At 58.8% G+C, this 19,778-nt stretch carries 28 protein-coding genes and 1 pseudogene; 12 read left to right on the forward strand and 17 right to left on the reverse strand.

Going from position 1 to position 19,778, the window contains the following annotated elements:
• Positions 1 to 10: 10 nt before the first annotated feature.
• The 11 genes from RL_RS20285 to RL_RS20325 are packed head-to-tail and all read right to left on the reverse strand — an operon-like array spanning position 11 to position 8,502.
• Positions 11 to 574, reverse strand: a complete 564-nt coding sequence (locus tag RL_RS20285) for a hypothetical protein (RefSeq protein WP_011653365.1) — start codon at positions 572 to 574, stop codon at positions 11 to 13.
• A 60-nt stretch (positions 575 to 634) separates the two neighbouring features.
• Positions 635 to 799 (reverse strand): hypothetical protein, encoded by a 165-nt coding sequence (locus tag RL_RS40215; protein ID WP_173364446.1) that lies wholly within the window; start codon positions 797 to 799, stop codon positions 635 to 637.
• A 10-nt stretch (positions 800 to 809) separates the two neighbouring features.
• Positions 810 to 1,595 carry a hypothetical protein gene (locus RL_RS20290; protein ID WP_011653366.1) on the reverse strand — a complete coding sequence of 262 codons (786 nt, stop codon included), beginning with the start codon at positions 1,593 to 1,595 and terminating at the stop codon, positions 810 to 812.
• A 24-nt stretch (positions 1,596 to 1,619) separates the two neighbouring features.
• Entirely contained in the window at positions 1,620 to 2,594 is a 975-nt protein-coding gene (locus RL_RS20295) for a phage major capsid protein (RefSeq protein WP_011653367.1), read from the reverse strand.
• Positions 2,595 to 2,613: 19 nt separating this feature from the next.
• The gene (locus RL_RS20300; RefSeq protein ID WP_011653368.1) at positions 2,614 to 3,690 is read right to left on the reverse strand and encodes a hypothetical protein; all 1,077 of its coding nucleotides are present in this window, start codon (positions 3,688 to 3,690) and stop codon (positions 2,614 to 2,616) included.
• 35 nt (positions 3,691 to 3,725) lie between these two features.
• A complete protein-coding gene (locus RL_RS20305; RefSeq protein ID WP_011653369.1) occupies positions 3,726 to 4,037 on the reverse strand; it encodes a hypothetical protein in 312 nt (103 codons plus the stop codon).
• Positions 4,038 to 4,055: 18 nt separating this feature from the next.
• Complete coding sequence (locus RL_RS20310; protein ID WP_041936450.1) at positions 4,056 to 6,140, reverse strand: hypothetical protein; 2,085 nt, start codon at positions 6,138 to 6,140, stop codon at positions 4,056 to 4,058.
• A complete protein-coding gene (locus RL_RS20315; RefSeq protein WP_011653371.1) occupies positions 6,140 to 7,711 on the reverse strand; it encodes a hypothetical protein in 1,572 nt (523 codons plus the stop codon). Before RL_RS20315 ends, RL_RS20310 begins: the two co-directional genes overlap by 1 nt.
• Complete coding sequence (locus RL_RS20320; protein ID WP_011653372.1) at positions 7,677 to 8,150, reverse strand: hypothetical protein; 474 nt, start codon at positions 8,148 to 8,150, stop codon at positions 7,677 to 7,679. The genes RL_RS20315 and RL_RS20320 overlap by 35 nt, the downstream gene beginning before the upstream one ends.
• The gene (locus RL_RS37745; RefSeq protein WP_086935562.1) at positions 8,086 to 8,265 is read right to left on the reverse strand and encodes a hypothetical protein; all 180 of its coding nucleotides are present in this window, start codon (positions 8,263 to 8,265) and stop codon (positions 8,086 to 8,088) included. Before RL_RS37745 ends, RL_RS20320 begins: the two co-directional genes overlap by 65 nt.
• Positions 8,266 to 8,502 (reverse strand): spike base protein, RCAP_Rcc01079 family, encoded by a 237-nt coding sequence (locus tag RL_RS20325; protein ID WP_018449515.1) that lies wholly within the window; start codon positions 8,500 to 8,502, stop codon positions 8,266 to 8,268.
• 121 nt (positions 8,503 to 8,623) lie between these two features.
• On the opposite strand from RL_RS20325, the gene RL_RS20330 reads away from it, so the two are divergent.
• The 3 genes from RL_RS20330 (at position 8,624) to RL_RS20335 (ending at position 9,467) form a co-directional block, all read left to right on the forward strand.
• A complete protein-coding gene (locus tag RL_RS20330) occupies positions 8,624 to 8,875 on the forward strand; it encodes a hypothetical protein (RefSeq protein WP_041936451.1) in 252 nt (83 codons plus the stop codon).
• A 163-nt stretch (positions 8,876 to 9,038) separates the two neighbouring features.
• Entirely contained in the window at positions 9,039 to 9,227 is a 189-nt protein-coding gene (locus tag RL_RS37750) for a YodC family protein (protein ID WP_086935563.1), read from the forward strand.
• Between the two features lie 12 nt (positions 9,228 to 9,239).
• The gene (locus RL_RS20335; protein ID WP_041936452.1) at positions 9,240 to 9,467 is read left to right on the forward strand and encodes a hypothetical protein; all 228 of its coding nucleotides are present in this window, start codon (positions 9,240 to 9,242) and stop codon (positions 9,465 to 9,467) included.
• A gap of 149 nt (positions 9,468 to 9,616) precedes the next feature.
• Here the strand turns inward: RL_RS20335 and RL_RS36930 are convergent, their stop codons facing one another.
• Positions 9,617 to 10,306 carry a transcription termination/antitermination NusG family protein gene (locus RL_RS36930; RefSeq protein ID WP_129557802.1) on the reverse strand — a complete coding sequence of 230 codons (690 nt, stop codon included), beginning with the start codon at positions 10,304 to 10,306 and terminating at the stop codon, positions 9,617 to 9,619.
• 92 nt (positions 10,307 to 10,398) lie between these two features.
• Here RL_RS36930 and RL_RS20345 point away from each other — a divergent pair, with 92 nt between their 5' ends.
• Positions 10,399 to 11,055, forward strand: a complete 657-nt coding sequence (locus tag RL_RS20345; protein WP_129557803.1) for a hypothetical protein — start codon at positions 10,399 to 10,401, stop codon at positions 11,053 to 11,055.
• Between the two features lie 20 nt (positions 11,056 to 11,075).
• On the opposite strand, the gene RL_RS20350 is transcribed toward RL_RS20345, so the two are convergent.
• The 4 genes from RL_RS20350 to RL_RS20365 all read right to left on the reverse strand — a co-directional run bounded on the left by RL_RS20350 (position 11,076) and on the right by RL_RS20365 (position 14,144).
• The gene (locus tag RL_RS20350) at positions 11,076 to 12,680 is read right to left on the reverse strand and encodes a bifunctional DNA primase/helicase (RefSeq protein ID WP_162039369.1); all 1,605 of its coding nucleotides are present in this window, start codon (positions 12,678 to 12,680) and stop codon (positions 11,076 to 11,078) included.
• 192 nt (positions 12,681 to 12,872) lie between these two features.
• Entirely contained in the window at positions 12,873 to 13,646 is a 774-nt protein-coding gene (locus RL_RS20355; RefSeq protein ID WP_011653379.1) for a DUF1376 domain-containing protein, read from the reverse strand.
• Positions 13,636 to 13,878 (reverse strand): hypothetical protein, encoded by a 243-nt coding sequence (locus RL_RS20360; RefSeq protein WP_011653380.1) that lies wholly within the window; start codon positions 13,876 to 13,878, stop codon positions 13,636 to 13,638. The genes RL_RS20355 and RL_RS20360 overlap by 11 nt, the downstream gene beginning before the upstream one ends.
• On the reverse strand, positions 13,875 to 14,144 hold the full coding sequence (locus tag RL_RS20365; RefSeq protein ID WP_011653381.1) for a hypothetical protein: 270 nt from the start codon (positions 14,142 to 14,144) through the stop codon (positions 13,875 to 13,877). Before RL_RS20365 ends, RL_RS20360 begins: the two co-directional genes overlap by 4 nt.
• Before the next feature lie 92 nt (positions 14,145 to 14,236).
• On the opposite strand from RL_RS20365, the gene RL_RS36935 reads away from it, so the two are divergent.
• Both RL_RS36935 and RL_RS20375 read left to right on the forward strand, forming a co-directional pair.
• Positions 14,237 to 15,016 carry a helix-turn-helix domain-containing protein gene (locus tag RL_RS36935; RefSeq protein WP_011653382.1) on the forward strand — a complete coding sequence of 260 codons (780 nt, stop codon included), beginning with the start codon at positions 14,237 to 14,239 and terminating at the stop codon, positions 15,014 to 15,016.
• Between the two features lie 77 nt (positions 15,017 to 15,093).
• The gene (locus RL_RS20375) at positions 15,094 to 15,831 is read left to right on the forward strand and encodes a Rha family transcriptional regulator (RefSeq protein ID WP_011653383.1); all 738 of its coding nucleotides are present in this window, start codon (positions 15,094 to 15,096) and stop codon (positions 15,829 to 15,831) included.
• A 220-nt stretch (positions 15,832 to 16,051) separates the two neighbouring features.
• Here the strand turns inward: RL_RS20375 and RL_RS41015 are convergent, their stop codons facing one another.
• Complete coding sequence (locus RL_RS41015) at positions 16,052 to 16,531, reverse strand: Arc family DNA-binding protein (RefSeq protein ID WP_011653384.1); 480 nt, start codon at positions 16,529 to 16,531, stop codon at positions 16,052 to 16,054.
• A gap of 131 nt (positions 16,532 to 16,662) precedes the next feature.
• Between RL_RS41015 and RL_RS37755 the strand changes: the two genes are divergently transcribed.
• From RL_RS37755 to RL_RS40645, 6 genes and pseudogenes are all read left to right on the forward strand, one after another.
• Positions 16,663 to 16,812, forward strand: coding sequence for an Arc family DNA-binding protein (locus RL_RS37755; protein WP_086935565.1), 150 nt, complete (start codon positions 16,663 to 16,665; stop codon positions 16,810 to 16,812).
• 19 nt (positions 16,813 to 16,831) lie between these two features.
• Entirely contained in the window at positions 16,832 to 17,242 is a 411-nt protein-coding gene (locus tag RL_RS20385; protein WP_011653385.1) for a hypothetical protein, read from the forward strand.
• Between the two features lie 55 nt (positions 17,243 to 17,297).
• Positions 17,298 to 17,606, forward strand: a complete 309-nt coding sequence (locus RL_RS20390) for a hypothetical protein (protein WP_011653386.1) — start codon at positions 17,298 to 17,300, stop codon at positions 17,604 to 17,606.
• Positions 17,603 to 17,872 (forward strand): hypothetical protein, encoded by a 270-nt coding sequence (locus RL_RS20395; RefSeq protein ID WP_011653387.1) that lies wholly within the window; start codon positions 17,603 to 17,605, stop codon positions 17,870 to 17,872. Before RL_RS20390 ends, RL_RS20395 begins: the two co-directional genes overlap by 4 nt.
• Complete coding sequence (locus RL_RS20400; protein ID WP_011653388.1) at positions 17,865 to 18,527, forward strand: hypothetical protein; 663 nt, start codon at positions 17,865 to 17,867, stop codon at positions 18,525 to 18,527. The genes RL_RS20395 and RL_RS20400 overlap by 8 nt, the downstream gene beginning before the upstream one ends.
• A gap of 128 nt (positions 18,528 to 18,655) precedes the next feature.
• Positions 18,656 to 19,660: pseudogene (locus RL_RS40645) on the forward strand (recombinase family protein); the annotation flags it as partial.
• Between the last annotated feature and the right edge of the window lie 118 nt (positions 19,661 to 19,778).

A 19,778-nucleotide genomic window follows, 5' to 3' on the forward strand; every position in this document is an offset into this window, starting at 1 on the left:
GATCTCCGGCTTAGGCTGCTGCGCGGCCGCGGCCACCTTGGCGTTCTTTTTCTACCGCTTCGAAACGAGTGGCCATTTCCTTCATCTGATCCTGCAGGCGGCCAACTTCGTCCTTGAGACGCTCGTTCTCAGCGGCAAATGCCGAAGCGGCCCGGGAGTCCTGGGCGGATGCAAGATAGCCCTGCGCAGCGGCGACGAGCTCGTTGGCACCCATGCCGATCTTCTGCTTCGCAGTGTCGGAGAGTGCGGCGAGCTGCTCGACGGTATAGATGTTGATCGCTTCCAGTTCCTTGATCTGACTGGGCTTCAGAAAAGCCCATTGCGCCAGTGGAGTGCCGACAAGCTGCTCGCGAGCCTCCGCGCCTTCCTTGAAGCGCTTGTAGGAGTCGGAAAAGCGGAGTTTGTCGTTCTCCGTCACCTCCCGATAAACCTCGGTGTGCTTGTCGCCGGCGATGAAGATCCGGACGAATTCCTTGTCGGCGAAGATCGGGCGCCCTTCCTTCTCCGTCAGAAAGGTCTGTTCGACCGGCTCGAGGCTGAAGGAGGCATAAATTCCGGTATTGCTGTCGGCCATGGTGCTGTCTCGCTGTTGATGGCGGGGAAAGGAAACGGGCGCCGAAGCGCCCGCCGTTGATCACTTGCTGGTGTCGGTCGATTTTGCGGGGGCTGCCTTCTTGGCGGCCGGCTGCTCGACCTTCTCGGCGATCATCAGAAGCAATTCCTCGATCACCGGGGAGATGTCGCGGCCGGCCTTGCGGTCGGCAGCGATTTTCTTGTGAAGTTCATTCATCAGGGACATTTCAGCCTCCTTAGTTCACCTTCGACAGGTACGGACGCATCAGCGTGGCTTCGAGCACGCCAGTCGCGGTGACCGTGATGGCGGTGCCATTGGCCGTTGCGTTGGCGGACATGGTGATGCTCTGGATCGTGCCCGAGGGGGTGTAGGTGATCCCGCTGATTGTGGTGGCACCCGGAATGCCGGTGCCCGAGATGGCGGCGCCGATGAACGGGCCTCCTGCGGGGCTGACGTTTCCGAGTGCGGTCAGTAGGTTGGAGCCGTTGACCGTGGTCGCCGTGAAGGTCTGGTTGGCCGCCGCGAAGTTGACACCCTGGATGGCCTTGCTCGATGCCGTCGGCGATGCCGGTGCAGTTGCCAGACCCGCCGTCGCAGTGGTTTCCGCGACGACAAGCGCCGCCGTCGCAGTGGTGACGAGTGCCGGAGCCTGGCCATTGCGCTGCAGCCAGACGTAATAGGTGCCGGCCGCAAGAATGATGGCCTGTGCCGGTCCACCGGACTGCGTCGGCGCCTGGCTTGCCCCGGCGAAGACGCCGCAACGATTGCCGACGACGGCGGCGGCCGTGGACAGCAGCGAGGCGACATAATCCCGGGTCCACTGGAACCACTGACCGGGCTGAAGGGTCGTCTGCGAGGCCAGCACCAGCTGGCAATAGACCCATTCGGATTCGCGGTCCCCGCCGGCGACAGCGCCGAGGGAGAAGTTCGGACCCGGAATACCGGAGCCGGAAACGATCGGGCCTTCGACGACGAACGGGTTCGCGCCAAGACGATCGGTCTGAGAAATTGCGATGGTCATTGGAGTTGATCCTTTCGTTGACGATCAGGCGAACAACACGCCCTGCAGGAAGGCGTTGTTCATCGTGAGGTTGCCGGCGAAGCCCATGAGCTGCACGAAGGCGTCCTGGTTGGTGTTCATGCGTTCGTCGCCGATCGGAGCCATGTCGCGGTCGCGATGCGGGCGATAGAACAGGTACTTGGTGTTCAGGAAGAACATCTGGTTGAGCGGCGCACCGCCGCCGAAGCCGCCGTCGAAGATCACGTCGGCGCCCATGTATTGGAGCGACTGGAAGCCGGCCATGCCTTTGTCCGCCGAGGTGATGCGCTGGATCGCCTGCAGCGATTCCCAGTAGAGGCGGAAGAAGTTGTTGTCGGCGACGACAAGGTCAGGCGCATCGGAGCCGCGAACGCAGGACATATAGAGCCGGTTCATGTAGCTCTGGATGTTGGCATTCGTGGCGGCCGCACCGCCGTCGGCCGAGGCCGAGAACTTCTGGTTCCGCCAGAAGCCCCAGGTGGCGCGCGAGATGCCGCCGACGGTGCCTGAGGTCGGCGAGGTCGAGATCAAGAGTTGCAGGCCGCCGATCTGACGCCCGCCATCGGCCGTGCCATCGGAATAGCAGTCGAGCGCGATATTGTTCTTCAGCGTCGTTTCGGCATTCTCGATGCGCTGCTCAAGCAGATCGAGGACCGCATCCTCGCCGGAATTCTGCAGCTGTTCGAGGCCCGACATGGAGACGGCGACCGCGGCCTGCTTGAGGTCGTATTCGGCAGCGGTGATGACGTCGGAGGGCTGGACGTTGAGGATATCGTAGCCGGAATAGCGCTTGAAGGTGTTGTTTTCCTGGTACTGCAGTTCCTGAACGATGGTGCGGCCGCCGGAGATGGGCTTCTTGCGGCCGCGGCTGTTCAGACGAGAGAGAAGACCGTTGTTCTTCGTCACGTCGTCGGCGACCGTGCCGCTGCGGTTGCGCAGCGTCGTGGTCACGATTTCAGAGAGGTTGGGGGAAACGGGCATGGATCACTTTCCTTTTGGATCAAACGCGACCGTTCGCGGCGTGCAATGCACTGCGGAGCGAGTCGCGGATTGAGGTTGGTTGGCCGGCGCCGGCGCCCTGGGTTGGTCCAGGTGCGGAAGAGCCGGAAATCGATCGCGAGGCGCGGCGGGCCTGATCTGCCGCTGCTGCCTTTTGGGACGTCTGGTCTTGGACTGTGGTCGCCGGTGCAGCCTGGCTGATCAGCTGCTGACGAATATCGGGGCGCATCCAGCAGGCCGAGTCGTAAGCATCCTTGAGCGACGATGCGCGCCCTGCGCTGATAAGGGCGACCATGTCGTCGAGAACTGCTTCGGCGTGCACATTTGCTGGGTCGGAAATGAAGGCATTGACCTGAGTTTCAGTGTCTCGTTTCCGAAGTACTTGTTCAACCGTGGCCTCGACGTTGACGGGCTGAGGCGTTGGCTGTTGCTGGGCCTGTTGCGGCCGGCGCTGCAGGATCTGGTCCTGCTGCCCGGCTACAAGGGCCTGAAGATTGACGCCGGCCATCCTGGCGACGTGAATGACTGTGTTGACCGGGTCGCGAATGAGCGACTGTTCCCAGTCGATCGCCTTCCGCATGACATCGGCATGTGTCGTGCCGGCCTGCCTGACGATAGGCGTGAACTCCTCCAGGCCCTTGTAGTCCTGCAGAACACGGAATCCGTTGTCGACCTCCTGCTCTCGCTTGGCGACGGCGGCCTGCACCTCGGGCGGCAGAGTCCCGAACTGCGCCTTTGCCTCAGCCGACCAGCCAGGGGGCACACGGTGCGTAGTTGCGACTGGCTGCTGTTCGGGCGCCACGGCTGGCGTCTGTGGGGCTGCTGCGGCGGCGTTGGCTGCTGCTGGTGCATCTACAGGCTTCGGCACTGCCGCAGCGGCCGGGGTTCCCTTGTCTGTCTCCTTCGGGGCAAAGCGGCCGTGTTCGTCGCGCTGCCGATCCGTGCTGCTGGACGCCGAGACGTTACCGTCGGCGCTGTCGATCGCAGCCCTGAGGCTGTCGCGGATGCTGATCGGCTTTTCGGTGGACGTGCCGAGGTCTTCGCTGCCGTTGCCGGCCTCGTTAATCAGGTCTTCCATGTCGGATGTTTCCTATTTCGGGGATTGATGCCCGTTCAGGCGTTATATTCGGCGTGAACTCGCCGCAGTTCGTTCCGGATCTCGTTGCGATCCGTCTTTGGCGTCTCGATCGGCTGTGGCTTTTCGTTGCCGATCTCGACCACGCCAGCCGCCCGGTAGGACGAACGCAGCTTGGCCTTCGACGTGTAGTGCTGGCCGTCATGCATCGACTGGATATCGATGTTGTCGCTGACGAAATGCGGCGCCGGCAGATCGGACTGCGCCGGGTTCTCAGCCGGCATGCAGTTGTGCGGCCATTTATCGAGTTGGTGCCAACCGCCGCAGATCCTGCAAAAGCGTTCTCTCATGGTCTGACCCCTAAATATTTACTGGTAGGCTGGCGGCTGTTGCTGGAACTGCTGCAGCGCCTCGGCGGCCATGGCGCTGCGCGCCTGCTCCACCGTGGTCTGATGCTCGATTTGCGCCTGGGCGACGCTGAGCTGCGCCTTCTTTTCCTCGGCGCCGGCCTTCACCTGCGCCGTTTTCAGATTGATCATCTGCTCGGGCGTGGGCTCTGGCGGAGGCTTGGGAGCGGTCGCGGACTGCGAAAGCTGCGCGCCGACCTGCTCCAGTGTATTTTCGAGCTGACGCCCTGCCCTGAAACCACGTGCGGCAAACAGCAGCGTCTCGACCATGACAGGCACCAGCATTGGCGTCTGTTGCGCGATGGCGCCCGCCTGCTGCATGAATCCGCCGACCATCTGCACGAATTCCATGCGCCTTTGCTTCTCGGCATCCTCGTCCGGCTCGATCGTCGAATCCGTCTCGATGTCGATCCTGAAACCCCGCACGCTGTCATTGCGGAGCAGTTGCACGACCTCGTCGATGGTCGGCTGCTCCATCATCTTCTGGACCTCCGGCGGCAACTGAGGCGGTTGCGGCGGCGGCGCCGGCTGGCCCATCTGCTGGGCGCGCATTGCCGCCTGCTGCTGCGCCATCTGCTGCTGTTGCATCTGCATCTGGACCTGCTGCTTCTGCGCCGCGGTCGGAAGCTGGATGCCGCTGACAAGCATCAGCGTCTCCGGCTGGAACTGGTCGCAGATGATTTCGCCGGCGAGGTTGACGATATCCCGTGCAAACCGTGCCAGTTCGGCCTGGCGGTCGCGGATGCGGATAGAACCCCACTGGCTCTTGATCCGCTGGGCCGTCGCCGTCTCCGACGCCTGGGTGTCGCCGCGGACGATGTCGCTGATCCCGGTGATCTGATAGACGTCCTCGACCAGCTGCTTGCGCACCTCGATGCACGCCACGATGACCTTTTGAACCTCGTCGATCGGCAGGGTGACGATAGCGTTCGATCCGCCCTTGTCAGTGAAGGCGGCCCATTCCGGGATCGGCACCATGACCGTGTCGTTGTCAGGCCGCATCGCCTTCTCGATCGCCGGCGATACCGAACCGTCACCCGATGGATAGAACACCTTCAGGCGCAACTGATCGGTCAGCTTGTTGACGCGCTTGGTCAGCATGTCGATTTCGTCGCACTGCTGCTGGTAATAGACGTAGTCCGGGACAGGAATTAGCGAGCTGGTGGACAGTGTTCCGAACGCCGGACGCGGGCACGGAAAGAACCGCGTCAACTTCAGCGGCGGTTCCGAGACCTCCAGAGCTATAGGCGATCCCTCGGCGATCCAGACGGTGTAGTTCTCGCTCTTGCACCAGATTTCCCAGACGTACGTCTTGCCCTCGTTCTGAGCGCGTTCCGTCTGGTTGGTCCCGTGATTGGAGCCGGCGCCGTTTGCTGCCAGGCTTGCCCGCCCCTCCGGAAAGCGCTTGTCGAATTCCTCGTCTGTCATGGGCACGCGGCGTGCCACCCACGTTACGTCCTTCCAGCGGCGAGCCGGCGAATGCAGGAAGTCGGACCAGTGGACATAGTCCATGCAGACCCGTTCATCGGTGATCTGCTCAGCCGTCGGGCTGCCATCATCGCCCTGCATGTCCAGAGCCGGAGCATTCGAAGGCTCAACGCCTATGTCGAGCGGCTCGAAATCTGCTTCATACCGCAGCCAGACCGTGCCACGGGCGCAGAGCAGGAAGTCGTCGCGCACCGCCCGCATCAGGGAATCCAGATCCGCGTCGTCGGCCGTGAACGCAAGATTGCGCTCGACGAGCTCGGAAGCCATGCGGGCTACGGGCTGAGAGTCCTTGAAGCGGCGCTCGACGACGGGCTGCGGGACACGGGCATAGACGGCTGGCTGCAGAACCGAGATATTCGCCCAGAGCATCGGGAACCGGCGCTTGGCCGCATTCGCCTGGTCAGCCTGCTGAAGGTAAATCTTCTCAATCTTGGTGCAGCGATCGATCCAGGATTTGAAGTATCGCTGTCCGCGCTCAAGCTCCTGCTGCCAGTGCGCGCCAACCTTTGCCAGGTCGTACTTCTCACCGCCCGGCAATGTCGTGGCTTCGTCGTCCATCAAACGTGCTCGCTCTGGGTCGGTGTGGAGTTCACGAAATCGTTGAACGTCATGGTCTGGAACGTCCGCAGCGGCTTTGGTTCAGGCTTGAGCGGTTCGGCCGCCAATCCGGTGAAGATGATTGCAAGCCCGCCGAAAGCGTCGGCGCCGTGGGATGCCCAGTTGTGCAGGGGTACGTCGCGGAAAACGCTCAGATCCTCATCCCATTCTTTTCGGTAGTTCCGCAGGCACTTGATGCCTTGGGTGCATCCCGCCTGGTCGAACTCGATCTTGGCCAGGATGCGCCGCGTGCCGTTGATCCGGTCGTGGACGTAAGCGCGCTCGATCTTGCGCACCGTGCCCAGGTTCCTCGCCTTGACCTCCGCCAGCATCACCTCGATGCGCGTTAGACCGCCGCGGGTCCACTCTCTGACGCGAATGTCGTGAGGCATGTTGTGCACGCCATAGACATAGCCGTACTCGTTCGCCCGCCGCTCCAGTTCATCGAGCATGCCATCCATGCCGGTGCCGGTGTGTTCGAAGTAGCCGATCATCCGGACGCGGCTCGGGAGCACCTGGAAGAGCCAGACGCTGTTGGTGTCGTCCATGCCGATGTCGGATATCGTATGAACCGGATAGCCCGGCACATGCGGGTAGATGCCTATGCGCTCCTCGGCATCGGCCACGGCCATCTGATCCGAATAGTATGCGCCCTCTACGCTGGCTTCGAACGCTTCCGCCGGCGACGACGGATATTCGCGCTTCATGTCGCCCAGCTGCGTTTCAGCTTTCTTGACGTACCAGGCCTTTTGCCCGTCCGTCAGTTCGATGCCTTGATCAGCCAAGGTCCGGAAGTACTTCGCGAACGCTTCGGTGATGATGACGCCCTCGGGCGCGATCGAATACTGCGGCTCCTTCCACCACGGGAAGAAATGGAATTTGAAGTCGAGCTCCGTCAGCTTCGACGACTGGCGCTGCTTCACCTGGGCGTCTTCGCAAAGGGTGTAGAAGTGCCCCTCCTGCCCTTCGGCAGTGCTCTCGACGAAAACGAGCTGGCCGGCCTGCACGGTGTTCAGCGCGCCGGTCCGGACCTCCCTCGCCTTGTCCGGGTACTTCGCGCAGAGTTTCCCATATTCCGAGATATGGAGGTATTGCAGAGTGCCCGATCGGAGCGAGGTGCCGACACGGATGCTTGAGTTATTCCCCAGAAGCAGTTCAGTCTGGTTATCCCTGACGATCGGCACCGCCTCGCGGATGCCTTCGGGCAGGTTGTCGTAAGGGTACTTCACCTTGTCCCGAAAGATGGTCTGCGCATCGCCCAGCGTGTGAGCGATGGTACCGGCTCGAATGTCCCGATTGAAAACGCAGGCATCCAGCATGAAGATCTGGATGAACGTCGTCAGGCCGAGCTGGCGGGCTTTCAGCAGCACATTCAGATAATGCATCTGCTCGAAGAAGGTCATCTGAGCCCAGTTCATTTCGAACCGGACCCGTTTGCCTTCCTTGTCCGTGATCCAGTAGAGGTTGTTCAGACGCCAGCGCCAGTCCGAAAACTGTTCAACTGCCGTTTGGAAGTCCGCGGGTCTTGCCATTGATAGCTTCCAGCAGCTGCGACACCTCGCCGGTCACGCCGTGTTCCAGCTCAACCTTGGCGCCATACTTTTTCGGCTTCAGCTTCTCGGCAATCCACTGCCGGGTTCCGATCCGGAGTTGCGAGCGCCTGATGGCTTCCCCGTTCTCCTGCCAGCCGGTCGTTTCGCCGTCGGCGTTCTTCTTCTCCATCCAGTCGTTCGTGCCGTCATCGGCAATCTCGACCATCTCGTCGACGAAGCCGTCGGCCTGGATCTCTCGCGCCTGTGCATACTTGGTCCGAAAAGCGGTCTTGTCGTCATCAGCCAGCCAGGCCAACACCGTCGACTTGGCGGGCATGGCGTCATCCCTGCAGATCGATCGGAGGCTTTCGCCGTCAGCGATCCGTTCGCAGATGATGTCGGCAAGTGCCGTGGTGAATTTCGTTGGTCTGCCTGTCATGGTCCCCTGCCTTCTGATCGGCTGGATAGGTGGTGATGAAGGTTGGCTGCGACACCTTGGCGGCGCTACCCAGTATCCCGATCTCGTTCAGCGGGACGTTCTTGCCGTCGTCCATCTAGAACAACGCGATGATGTTGGAGGCCGTGGTCCCGGTCAGCGCCACGATGGCGGCGTGAACCGGCAGGATCGTCCCGGCCGGCACGCTCTTGAAGATGACCGGGTCCATATCCCGACGAGGCGCGATGGCAACATCGCCCGCCGTGCCGATATAGAGCGCGCGCGCACCGACAATGGCGGTATCGTTCGGTGTCACCGCGGCGGCACGCGAGGCGGGAGCAATCGAAGGGTCCATTGGAGTATCCGTTTGGCGGGAGTGATTTCTAGGGGAGAGCAATAGTTTCGCTCTGGTGTCTTGCCTTTGACGGGCGCCTGAGCGAGTTCTATTGCGCGCGCTTATCCCTGGGAGGTTCGAGATGTTTGAAGTGGGCGAAAACTACGAGTTTCGATTGATAGAGGCAGGCGATGAAATTATGTTCTGGGGCATCGTTGAGAGTTATGAGCACCCCTTGATCAAGTTGCAGGATAGCGCGGCAATGACCACGCAGGTCCTGCAGGATGGAACCAGCATTGCTTTGGTAGCTGATCCCAATTCTCCGGCCCATCCCGGACGGATCATCAACGTGACGTCCCAACACTTTATCAGCGCGATCAAAACACAGCGCTAACAGCCCCGCGGCGGTGACGCCCTACCGTTATTTGCAGCTTGATAGCCTTAGCGAAACGCTGAAGGGGGTCGAGTAAAACCCTCTTGCTTAAAATGCAGATAGAAAGCTACTGAAGAGTGCAACTGGATTCGGATTTAAAACCTAAATTTGAGATGGAGGAAATATGAGCGGGAACGTTGGAGAGTTTCAAGTGGGAGACCGGGTCATCTTGAAATCTGGTGGTCCAGATATGACGGTCAACAGCTTTAAAGATAGCGGCGCAGTAATCTGCGTCTGGTTCAACGGATCGGGAAATAATTGGGAAGCAAAGTTTGAAAGCTTTCTGCCGAAAACCCTTCGAAAACTAGCTTGAAGGGGTCTGGCTGTGGCGTTCGACATCAGTAGCACTCAGCATAGGCAGCTCGACGCACTGCTCGGCGAGTTTTTGGATCTCTACAAGACTGGTGGATTCAACAAGGGTGAAGTCGTTGGCGCTCTCGCACACTTGTTTACTGCCGCCGCCATAGACAACGATGGCGAGGTGAAAGCGTGGATCGAGAAGCCGGATGTCCTTCAACGTTGGAAGGACGACACTCTCGATGGCAGACTCTGATCGGGCTGTTGCGTTCAAAAAGGTCAGTTGGTCTAACGACTGAACGCATTTCTTCCATCGCGCGGATTGCTGCTTGTCCGCGTGGACCGGCGCCGTTTGCGCACTGTACATCCACAAATCAGTGCGCAAACATTACCAGATAGTTATGATTAATCAAGCTTGTTGGCGATATTCCCAAGAGTTTGCAGCGTTTCGGTTATGAACGCTCGTGATGATGCCGAAGAAAGACTGAAAGACAAGCCACCGCCCAGCTCGGTGAACTGGGCCCGGCGAATCCTGCGGCTGCTGGCATTCACCGGTTTCCCGCGGCGGCGTTGCTCCTCTTCGATCTCTTCCTCTCGCTGCCGGCGGGCTCGGGCAGCCAGAAATATCTGCTCCTGCTCCCAAGCGATGTAACGCAGCCGGTCGATCGTCTCCTGAGGGAATGCAAATGGCATAGACCCTTCGTCGTTGGACCGCGTGAAGCGCAGGATCTTGCTTACCCCCGTCACCTCCTCGACTGTTCGGAAATCGTCTGGACCGATGTTGACGAACAGGTATCCAACGAAAGTCGGGAAACGACGCTCGATCCAGTGGCGTTGTCGATGATGCTGGACCTCTATTCGGTAGCTGGGCATGAAAGCCTCAAATCCCTCATTGCGAAGGTTGCGCTCGATGATGCTCTCGCCCTTTCGGTCCTGCCCATCTCTCATTGAGGGACAGCGTTGCGCACCAGGCGCCGCCTTTATCCCGTACCAGGTCTCTGGCGGCGGATTCCATCGTCTACCTCCTTCACCATTTCGCAGTTCGCGGAACGCCGTTTCATTCACGTTGAACGCGGATGACATTTCGTGATTCAACTCCCTATCTCCCTGAGTGTGTAGCCCTCATGTTTGGCTGCTTGATACCCGACCGCGAATCGTGCCTTCTCGATCCGTGTAGGGGGATGAACGTGTCCGACAAGAACTTCTGCGTTGTCGTCGTATCCGCTTTGGCACTTGTTGCCTTCGTGATCGCTATGTGGCTGCTTCCCGGCATGCAGACGCCGGCTGGATGGGCGGCGTGCTCGAAAGAGCAATGCACGCTGCAAGGCTGGCTTGGAGCTTCGAGCGGTTGGGTGGGGGCTGCAGTCACCTTGGCCACATTGTTCGTGCTGATCCGACAGCAAAGGCAGGAAACAAAAAGACTGCTTCGGCCCCTTGATTTGCTCTGCGAGCGCGTGATCGTTGCCAGCACGGCACTTCAGGAAGAATCTGCGATCCTGCGGGCAGGCAAGCAAATGATTTTGGAGGGGACGAGCACGCAGTGGCGAGGCATGGAGAACTGTCTCGAAGCTATTGGTCGCCTCTATACAATTCTGCAACCTGTTCGAGACCAGTTTTCCCTTAACATCGTCAACACCGATCGCCTCATTGCAACAATCGACACGCATGTACAGGCGCTTGGCAAGGCCATCACGAATTACCGAGATCAAAGTCAAGTGCCTGGCTGGCCTTTGCCGCAGTTGAAGCCAGAGGACGTCGCAAATCTGATAGGCCCGGCCGCAGAGGCGGTCGATCAATACCGTGACTTTTGCACACATCATGCTCAAACCTTCGTGCGTAGATGAATTGCTGTTCCACGATGCCGTCAATGTTGGTCCTTCCCTTGATAGGAGTTGGACCTCGGTGGTTTCGCTGTCCGGTAATCCTGCTCGCCGTGGGTAGACTTCCAAAGCGGGGCAAAGCCGTTCAGGGACCGATAGCCCTCTGTTTCCGGCAGGTATTCCAGCGTCACGTCCCCCTTGCGGCCTGACCATGAAAAGCGGGCCTTCTTCACCCAAACCACCGTTTCGTGAAGATCAGGATCAGGGACATCGATGACGACGCCGTGGTCGGGTTTGTTGTACCAGGCTGCGGACCCCTCGATGTCGTACAGGGTCGGTGTCCTGGATTCGCCGCCCTTGCCGAGTTCCTTGGTCGGATGTGCGACGACGATCGCCAGCACCCCATATCTAAGCGCAAACTTACGGATCTGGCGGAGCGCCCGATTTATGTACTGCGTCTCGCTTTCACCCTTCGGCCGATAGTGCTCAACCTCGTTCCATGGATCGATGACCAGCACTTTGATCGAATGCCGCATGACGGCGTCCGCTGCGCGATCGAGAAGCCATTCCAGCGTCATGTCGTCGTCAGCCTCTCCAGTCGGATCGGCATCGATGAAGACGAAGTGCTGCTGGATGAAGACGTCCGCTTCCGCCACGTCGTCGCGTGTCCATTGCTTGGTGCCGAGCCCCGACGCAGCCAGCCGGAGCTTGAAGCGCAGCGCCGGCACCGTCGGGATTTCGAACGACGCAACGCCGACGCGCCAGCCGTGCTTGCGGGCGAGGTTGACGCAAAGGTTCATGGTCCACGTGGATTTGCCGTGGCCCGGAATGCCGGTGACCACCATCAGTTCGCCCAGCCAGACGCGGAGATACTCGTCGAGGTCCGGCCATCCTGTCGAGTAGGTCGCCGGCTCGTCGAGCTCCGGGTAATCCGAGAGCAGATAGATCCCCTTGACGGGATACGGCTTTGCTTCCGTGATGACGCGAACGACCGCATCCGGTCCATGCCGCATCTTCACATCGTTCAGGTCTTTGCAGCCCTCTGGATAGGTCAAGAACGAGCATCGAGCTGCACCCAGCCTCCTGACCAACTCTGCGGCCAGCCTGCGCCCGGGAGGATCGTTGTCGACCGCCAGAATGAACCGCTTGATGCGCTTGATCCGGTGGCGGTTGTTGTAGACGAACTCGAATTTCCCGCGGCTGTCATCGTCGGGAATAGCGTCGTCGAGCTGGTCCGGATCCTCGCCGTCCCTGACAGGCGGCGCGCCGTCCGGGACGCTGACCGTCGTATGGAATCCGCAGTCGATCGCCGTCAGTCCGTCGATCTCACCCTCGGTGATGATCAGCGCCTTGTGCCCTTCCTCAAGCGCAGGATCATCCATGCAGTCCGCGTTCCAGAATGTTTTCCGGCCGCCCTTACGCTGCCAGAACTTCTTCCCTGGCGCCCGGTATTTCTCACCGACCGGCCGGCCGCCGTCGATGAACGGAAAGACGACGATGTTGCCGGCAGCATCTGGTTCAACTGTGGTGACACCGTCAGCGCCAGTGACAGCCTTACCCGTATAGGCTCCGGAAAGAACGGCGACCTGAGGGTCGATCTGCCGGTTTTGAAATGCCAGTGCGCCCACCGGGCCGAGAATGTTGGTCAAGGAAATCGCCTCCATGGAAGCCGCAATGGTGACAGTTGAACTGGACGCCTTCAGCATCGATCCGGACTGAGAGACAAGGCTCACGCTTGTTGCGCCGGGTTGACGAGCATTTCGGGCAGGTTGTTTTTTGGTTGCCGGCGGCGGCGCGCCTAAGCTGGATGCCGTTTTCGCGAAGGATCTGATCGACGGTTTTCATATTCGTGGATCAGCCCGCCGTTGGCCGCCTCCTCGATCGCGAACTGCTGCTGCAGTGCTGACGCGATCGACCGCCGCTCGTTCTTTTTTCGCCAAAGCCCCACTGACGGCAGTGAACCACTTGTTGCCCTTGGTGCCCGCCCATTCGTCCAGGGCCCAAAGCTCCGCCTCAAGCGCGACATGCGGGAATGCCTTCCGCCACTGCTCCAGATTAGCTGCGGTCAGCCTGATCGACTGCGCTTCGAAGGCAAAATCCTGAGAAATCGAAGGGGCGACGGCAACAACATCGTCAGATGTTGTTTTATCTTCTATTCCCTTCTCTTCCCTTCCCTTCCCTTCGTGCTCTGTTACAGAGTTAGTGACATTCTCTGTCACGGTTTCTGCCACAGAAGACTGACGTTGAAGTTCTCGCGCCTCGCGAGCTGCCGCAGTGCGCGATTTGTTCATGCGAAGCTTGCCGACTGCCTCTGTGGCAATCTCTATGACAGTGCTGTGCCAGACGCGCCCGTCGCGTCGATCCCAGCCCTTGAGGATGTCATCCTTCAGTTCTTCCCACTTCTCCGGCGAACACATGGCGGCATCGGCCAAAACGTCGTCGTCGTCCTCGATGCTGCCGGCCGGTACCTCGTGCCAGGCCCGCATCCAGAGGTTCACCATATAGAAGGCGATCTCAGGATTCCGTTTGCAGCGGAGCCACGCCTTGGACCTCCGAAGACGCTCGATCTGCAGAGGCATGTATGGAAGGCATTGCACATCGAGCTCATCGTTCATGGGATGGGCGTCCCTCCGAAACTGCGGACATGTTGCCGCGGAAGATCGCCACCTTTCGGTGAGGTATCAGGTCCGACGCCCGCGCCGGCTGGCCTGTGAAGAGCGCGATGAACACGTGCCAAGCTAATGCCGCGGCGCGCCCGTCCTGAAAATTAAGGGAGCTATCGGCCTTCACCTTCGCCAGACGGTAGATTTCCCAGGCAGCGGCTTGCTCTTCGAGTGTCGCGGTCATGCGACCTCCGCCCGTTGGTGGCCAGTCTCAGCCATCCATTTCATCAGGCCGAGAGGCATCTGCTTTTCGGCGGGCCAATTTTCTGCAAACCAAAACATGACCTCATCAAAGGTGCGTGCCGTGAATGTTTTGGAAGTGTCTTTGATACGCGAAAAAAACGCCGCGTCGTTTTTAACGCGGCGGGAAACCGTTGATAGCGCGCATCCGCACGCCTTAGCGAAAGCGGACGCTGTTTCGAGCAAAGTGAAGCGAAGTTCGTTTTCCATGCGTTAAGGTTAACTGATAAATCATTCATCTTCAAGCTGGCGACTGATTTTTCGTTCTGGATTTTTCATTCGATCCGTTTGATATTCCAGTCATGGAAAAAGAAACCGACACGCTCGCAGACCGCATAAGGCACCGCCTTGAAGTCGTTAGGAAAAGTGCTGCGGCCGTCTCCCTGGAGGCTGGCCTCGGCAGATCTGCTGTTCAAGATATTCTGGCCGGAAATTCAGCTAGCCCGAGATTGGACACTATTCAGAAGCTAACCGGCCCTTTGCAATGCTCACTCAGCTATCTTGTCGGCGGCGACACAGAAATCGCAACGGCATCGAAAAATACCAAACAGCCATTTCGCGACCTGAGCTTAATGCCAGCGGTCCGAGATCTTGAGAGCGGTGTCTTTCGCGCCCGCATACCCCTCGAGTACCGCTCATTTGAGAGAAACCTAGAGTGGGCATTGGATAAGACCCTGGAGGAACGGCAGTACCCGGTTGCGACAGACCCTCGTCTTCCGAAGTTCAGTGTCTTGCCTTATCGGCTTCTCGACCACTCACTAGAAAACATCGGAATCTTTAAGGGCGATATCTTGATAGCCGCCAGCGGCTTCGGAGATCAGTACGATCTACGAAATGGGCAAATTGTAATAGTCGAGCGCTCCTTGGCTTCTCAGAAGTTGGATGAATGGTTCGCTCGTGTTGTCGAGGAAACCGATGGGGGCTTCCGCCTAGTGCCGAAATCAAAAGACCCGGTCTACCGATCGTACGCAATTCCATCCGCGACGATTGGAATGGAAAACACTTACAGCTCTGGCGAAGGAGAATCGATTTCAATCTTCGCCATTGTAACAAGCATCCAACGTGAGATAAGCATTATATGACTGAAATTTCAGTCATCGACAATTGACGACTGAAAAATCATTCATTATGATGCACCCATCTTTCCGATGGAGTGCACATGCAACAGCTCACTTCCAGACCTGCCGCCATGTCGAGCCGTGAGATCGCGGATCTCCTCGATACCCGCCACGACAGCGTCAAGCGAACCATCGAGCGGCTCGCCGAAAAGGACGTGGTCAGGTTCACACCGTCGGTGGAAACCTCTCATGAAGGCGCTGGATCGCGTCCCGTTGAGGTATATCTCGTCAACGAGCGCGACAGCTATGTGGTTGTCGCGCAGCTCTCCCCGGAGTTCACAGCCCGCCTCGTTGACTATTGGCAGGAGCACAAGAACGAGCCGGCGCAGATCCCGACAACAGCCGAAGCCTTCGCCCAGGCCTTTCGGATGCTGGCAGATGCCGAACAGCGGGATGCGGCGCGCGACAGGCGACTAAACCTGATTGACGCCAAGGTCGAGCGCATCGAGACCGCGCAGACCGTCTTGAGCGCACGCCCTGCCAACTCTGAGAGCATCGTCCACCTGCGCAAGCGCATCTGGGGCATGTTTGGTCTGTCTGAACAGACGATTGACGCCGTGATGCGTCAGTCTCCTATCGCGCCCAGGCCAGCAGGCATGGTCCGCAACGATCGTGCCGAGGCAGAGGGATCGACCTACGCGGTGTATTGGAAGAAAGACGTGACGAAGGTCTTTGAAGTGTTCACCAGAGAATGCAAGGCCGTCACCGACCAGTTTTTCACTCATCCGCTTATCGAGGGCCGTTTCAAGATGGTTCGGCGCGACTTATGCAAAAATTAACCATAAAACACTGTTTTCAAACGGCTTTTGGAACGTTTTCCGCCCTGAGGACATTATTTCAGGTCAGCCGCGATTGTGCTGGATGTGAGGGGTACCCGAGATGAAACGACTGATTCCAGGCGCCGGCGAAGCTATGGCAACCGTCGCACCGCCTGTTGCTAAGGCGAGGTCGAGCGAGTGGGACAGCGGTACGCACTATCTGCGTACCTCTCCCCGCGCCTCAGCTTTCGTCGTCCGAATCTCCCCGTTGCTTTCGAAAGAAATCGAGGAGAGCGAACCATGCGTCTTCTCTGATTCGCGACGACGACACCTGGGGCGTGAATACCGCAGCGTCGATTTTTTCAATTGGCTCCTTAAGGGCAGACGCAATTGCGTTCAGGTTGGTCATTACTTCGGGCCAGGAAATTGGAACACCCTCAGCGTCCAGCGCTACGTACAGCACATTCTTCTTGGCAAGCATCTGAAGGAAATGGTTCACTGTGGACGTCGACGCTTCGTAATTCTGACTGACCCTTGTGAACTCGGATCCAAAAAAACTGGGATCAAGCGAATTTTCGAGGCGGTGGACAATTTCAGCATTCATGCTGCGGCCATTGGCGTCCGCCTCCTCTCGGATGGCATCGCGCATACCGGCCGGCAGGCGCAGCATGAACTTATCTTGCTCGGAAACCGGGTCTTTCGAAATCGTGCTCTTGGCCATAGCCGGCCTCCAATCAACATTTCTAAATTAATGATGTCATAGTGCTACATCGGCATTGACGGCAATGGTAGCACTATGACATATTAACCTTAACGACGGAGGAAAACGTGAAATCGGCATTTACCAAATTAATGGTGAGGCTGCCCGAAGAGATAAAATCCTTCGTAGAGACCGAGGCCGCACGGAACGGAAACTCTCAAAACAGCGAAATTATCCGCTGCATTCGGGAGAAAATGGATCGTGTGAAACGCGGAGAAATGCCGGCTCCGGCCGGAAAGTAGCAGCAGGCGGGGACAAAGTTTGGCGACCTATCCCCGCCTCTGCAGAAACGACTGCCGCCTGGAAGCGGAAATCAACGTCCACACCTTTGGAGATTTGGACATGGGAAGTCATAGCACAAAAAGTGCGACGTCTTCAATCGCCCTTACCGCCCGCAAAATCCACCTGATGGTGGCCGTGGCAGACAGCGCGATCGAACTCGACGCCTACGAAGCAAATGCCGGCACGAAGAAGCAGGTGCTGCGCGAGGCCTACGCCGACTGGAAGGAAATGCACAGCGTCGACCGCGTCGAGCGTGACAGCGACGAGTGGAAAGCAATGATGAGCGACACCCACGCCGCCTATCAGAACCTCGTCTACGCCAAGAAGAATGAGGCCAACGCTCGCCGGCGCCTCAAGACCGCGGTCCGCAACTTCCGGAACTGCAACTAACCAGCGACCGGCGCAATTTCGCGCCGATCTCCCAAACATCACTGGAGATACGATCATGCCGCACATGAAAACGGCCGCTGGCGAAGCTATGCCGAAAGTACCGCCTACTGACGCCGAGCTCATCGGCGCCTTCAGAAATCTCGAGCACGAGATTTGCTGCCTCAACTATATGGCCGACATCCTTGCCGACCTTCTCGACGATCAACTGGTACCCATGGAGACCAGGGGCAACGAAGCGCTGATGATCATGCTGACTAAACACCAGCTTGAAACTCTCAGCTTTGCCTGGAACGACGTCACCTTCCGGGCGAAGCGGGTCCATGATGCATTTTATGCCGCCGGTGAAGGGGAGACGATCCGATGAAGCCGATTGAAACCTTTGAACCGAACGACCTAGTTTATGAGCTTACCGACCTTGAACGGCTGCTAGATACCATCCGCAACCTGCTGGTCGAGGACGTCGATTATCGGCTTCCTGATGGCGCGCGAAATATCCCGCTTGATCGCGTCAGCAGCCTCGTCAACATTGCGCATTTCCATGTCGCGTATCTTGCCAAGGGCATCAACCACTTTGACGTTCCCGGCGCCTACGTGTCACGGCGGGAACTGGAGGAGCGCGCCGATGCTTAAGTCTCCCCACCATGCGATCGACCTTTCTTTCATGCGGTTAAAGACTAAAGCGGAACGCGGCGGTGTAGATCATTGGAACGTGGTGACAGCCGGTCCTTATTCCGAACCAAGCAATTATACGCAGGACTACGACACCGGCCGCCAGATCGCTGAAGAATTCCTGAAATACATAGGCAAGCATCCCACCACCGGGAACGCCACCCTGCTTGGCTGCATCACGGTTGACATGATCCAGAAGCAGGTTCCGAAGGGTCTGGTTCTCGGATTTATGTCAGCGGTCAACGACTATGCGATGACCGTTGCTCGAATTATAGCTGGCACCACGACGTCGAGCAGCCAACCGAGCCGTTCGATCTCTCAGGCCATCCAAGACTGGCGCGAGGCCGACAGGAAATTCAGCAACGAAGTGACTCTGGATGTTCGCAGCGACCATGACGAGCTCTGGCAAGCGAAGGAGGCCGCTGAAACGGCAATGCTGAAAGAGCCGTGCCGTTCACTGGACGACATCCGAGCGAAAGCAGAGATCGCACTGCGCGACGAAAACGTCTTCGACAGCATCGCCAACTGCACGATCGGCAGCGAACACGCGTTGCGGGTCTTCCTCCGGTCGCTCCTCGGTGAAGAGCCAGAGCCTGTGGATAGCGGGGGGAAATAGCCGATGGCGGCAGAAAGCCCCCTCATCGAACTGGTCAAGGCGCTCGCCAGGAGGCGGGCGCGGCTTGACGCAGTCCCACCAAAGCCCGCTAATGAGAACCTCTCAGAAGAAAAGCAGGCGACAAAACAATGAAACGCGCGGTGATCTACGCTCGCTACTCGACCGATTTGCAAAACGACAAGTCGGTCGAGGATCAATTCAGCCTGTGCCGCGACTTCGCGGCGCGGCTGGGCGCTGACGTGGTAAAACAGTTCTCCGACCGGGCGAAGTCGGGCGCGTCGATGTTCGGACGGCCCGGCCTTGCGGATATGATGACGGCCGCGGAGCGCGGCGATTTCGAAATTCTAATTACCGAATCCACCGATCGTGTGTCGCGCGATATCGCCGACCTGGCGCATGTCCACAAGGTGCTGAAGTTTCGCAACATCGAAATGCAATGCGTCAACGGCGGCCTCATGGATACCGTTCAGATCGGTATGTACGGCATTGTCGGGCAAATGCAGCGAGAGGAAGGTGCTCGCAAGGTAAAGCGAGGCATGACAGGCGTTGTGCGCTCTGGTCGTAATCCTGGGGGCAAGGCTTACGGATATCGACCGATCGACGGGCGAAAGGGCGAACTGGAGATTGTCGAGGAAGAAGCTTGCATCATCCGCAGGATTTTCGACATGTATGCGGCAGGCTACAGCGCTCGACTGATCGCGGCGGCGCTGAACAAAGAAGGCGTACCCGCTCCGCGCGGCCAGCAGTGGAATGCCTCGACGATCAACGGGAATGGAATTCGGGGGAACGGTATTCTCCGAAACCCGCTCTATGTCGGCCAGCTCGTCTGGAACCGCGTTCACATGGTGAAGGACCCTTCGACCGGCAGGCGGGTATCGCGCCCGAATGAGCGCTCGGCTGTCGAGACCGTCGACGCCGGTCACCTTCGAATAATCACCGATGACCTTTTCCAGGAAGTGAAAGTGCGCAAGGACGAGCGCACCGGCACTCAGGCTCACACACATCCGAAAAGTAAACGCTTGCTATCTGGCCTTCTGCGATGCTCCGCGTGTGGCGGTAGCCTCTCGACGATCGGAGCTGACCGCAGCGGCCCCCGCGTCCAGTGTAGCACGAACAAAGAATCGGCGAGCTGCCCGAACGGTGCTCGCTACTATGTGGAAAAGATCGAGCGCGACGTCGTCGACCGGCTTCGGGGGATGTTTGCGACCACAACCTACATCGACGCCTATGTCGAAGAATACAAAGCCGAGA

Origin of the sequence: Rhizobium johnstonii 3841, assembly GCF_000009265.1 — a bacterium.
Taxonomy (GTDB): Bacteria; Pseudomonadota; Alphaproteobacteria; order Rhizobiales; family Rhizobiaceae; genus Rhizobium; species Rhizobium acaciae.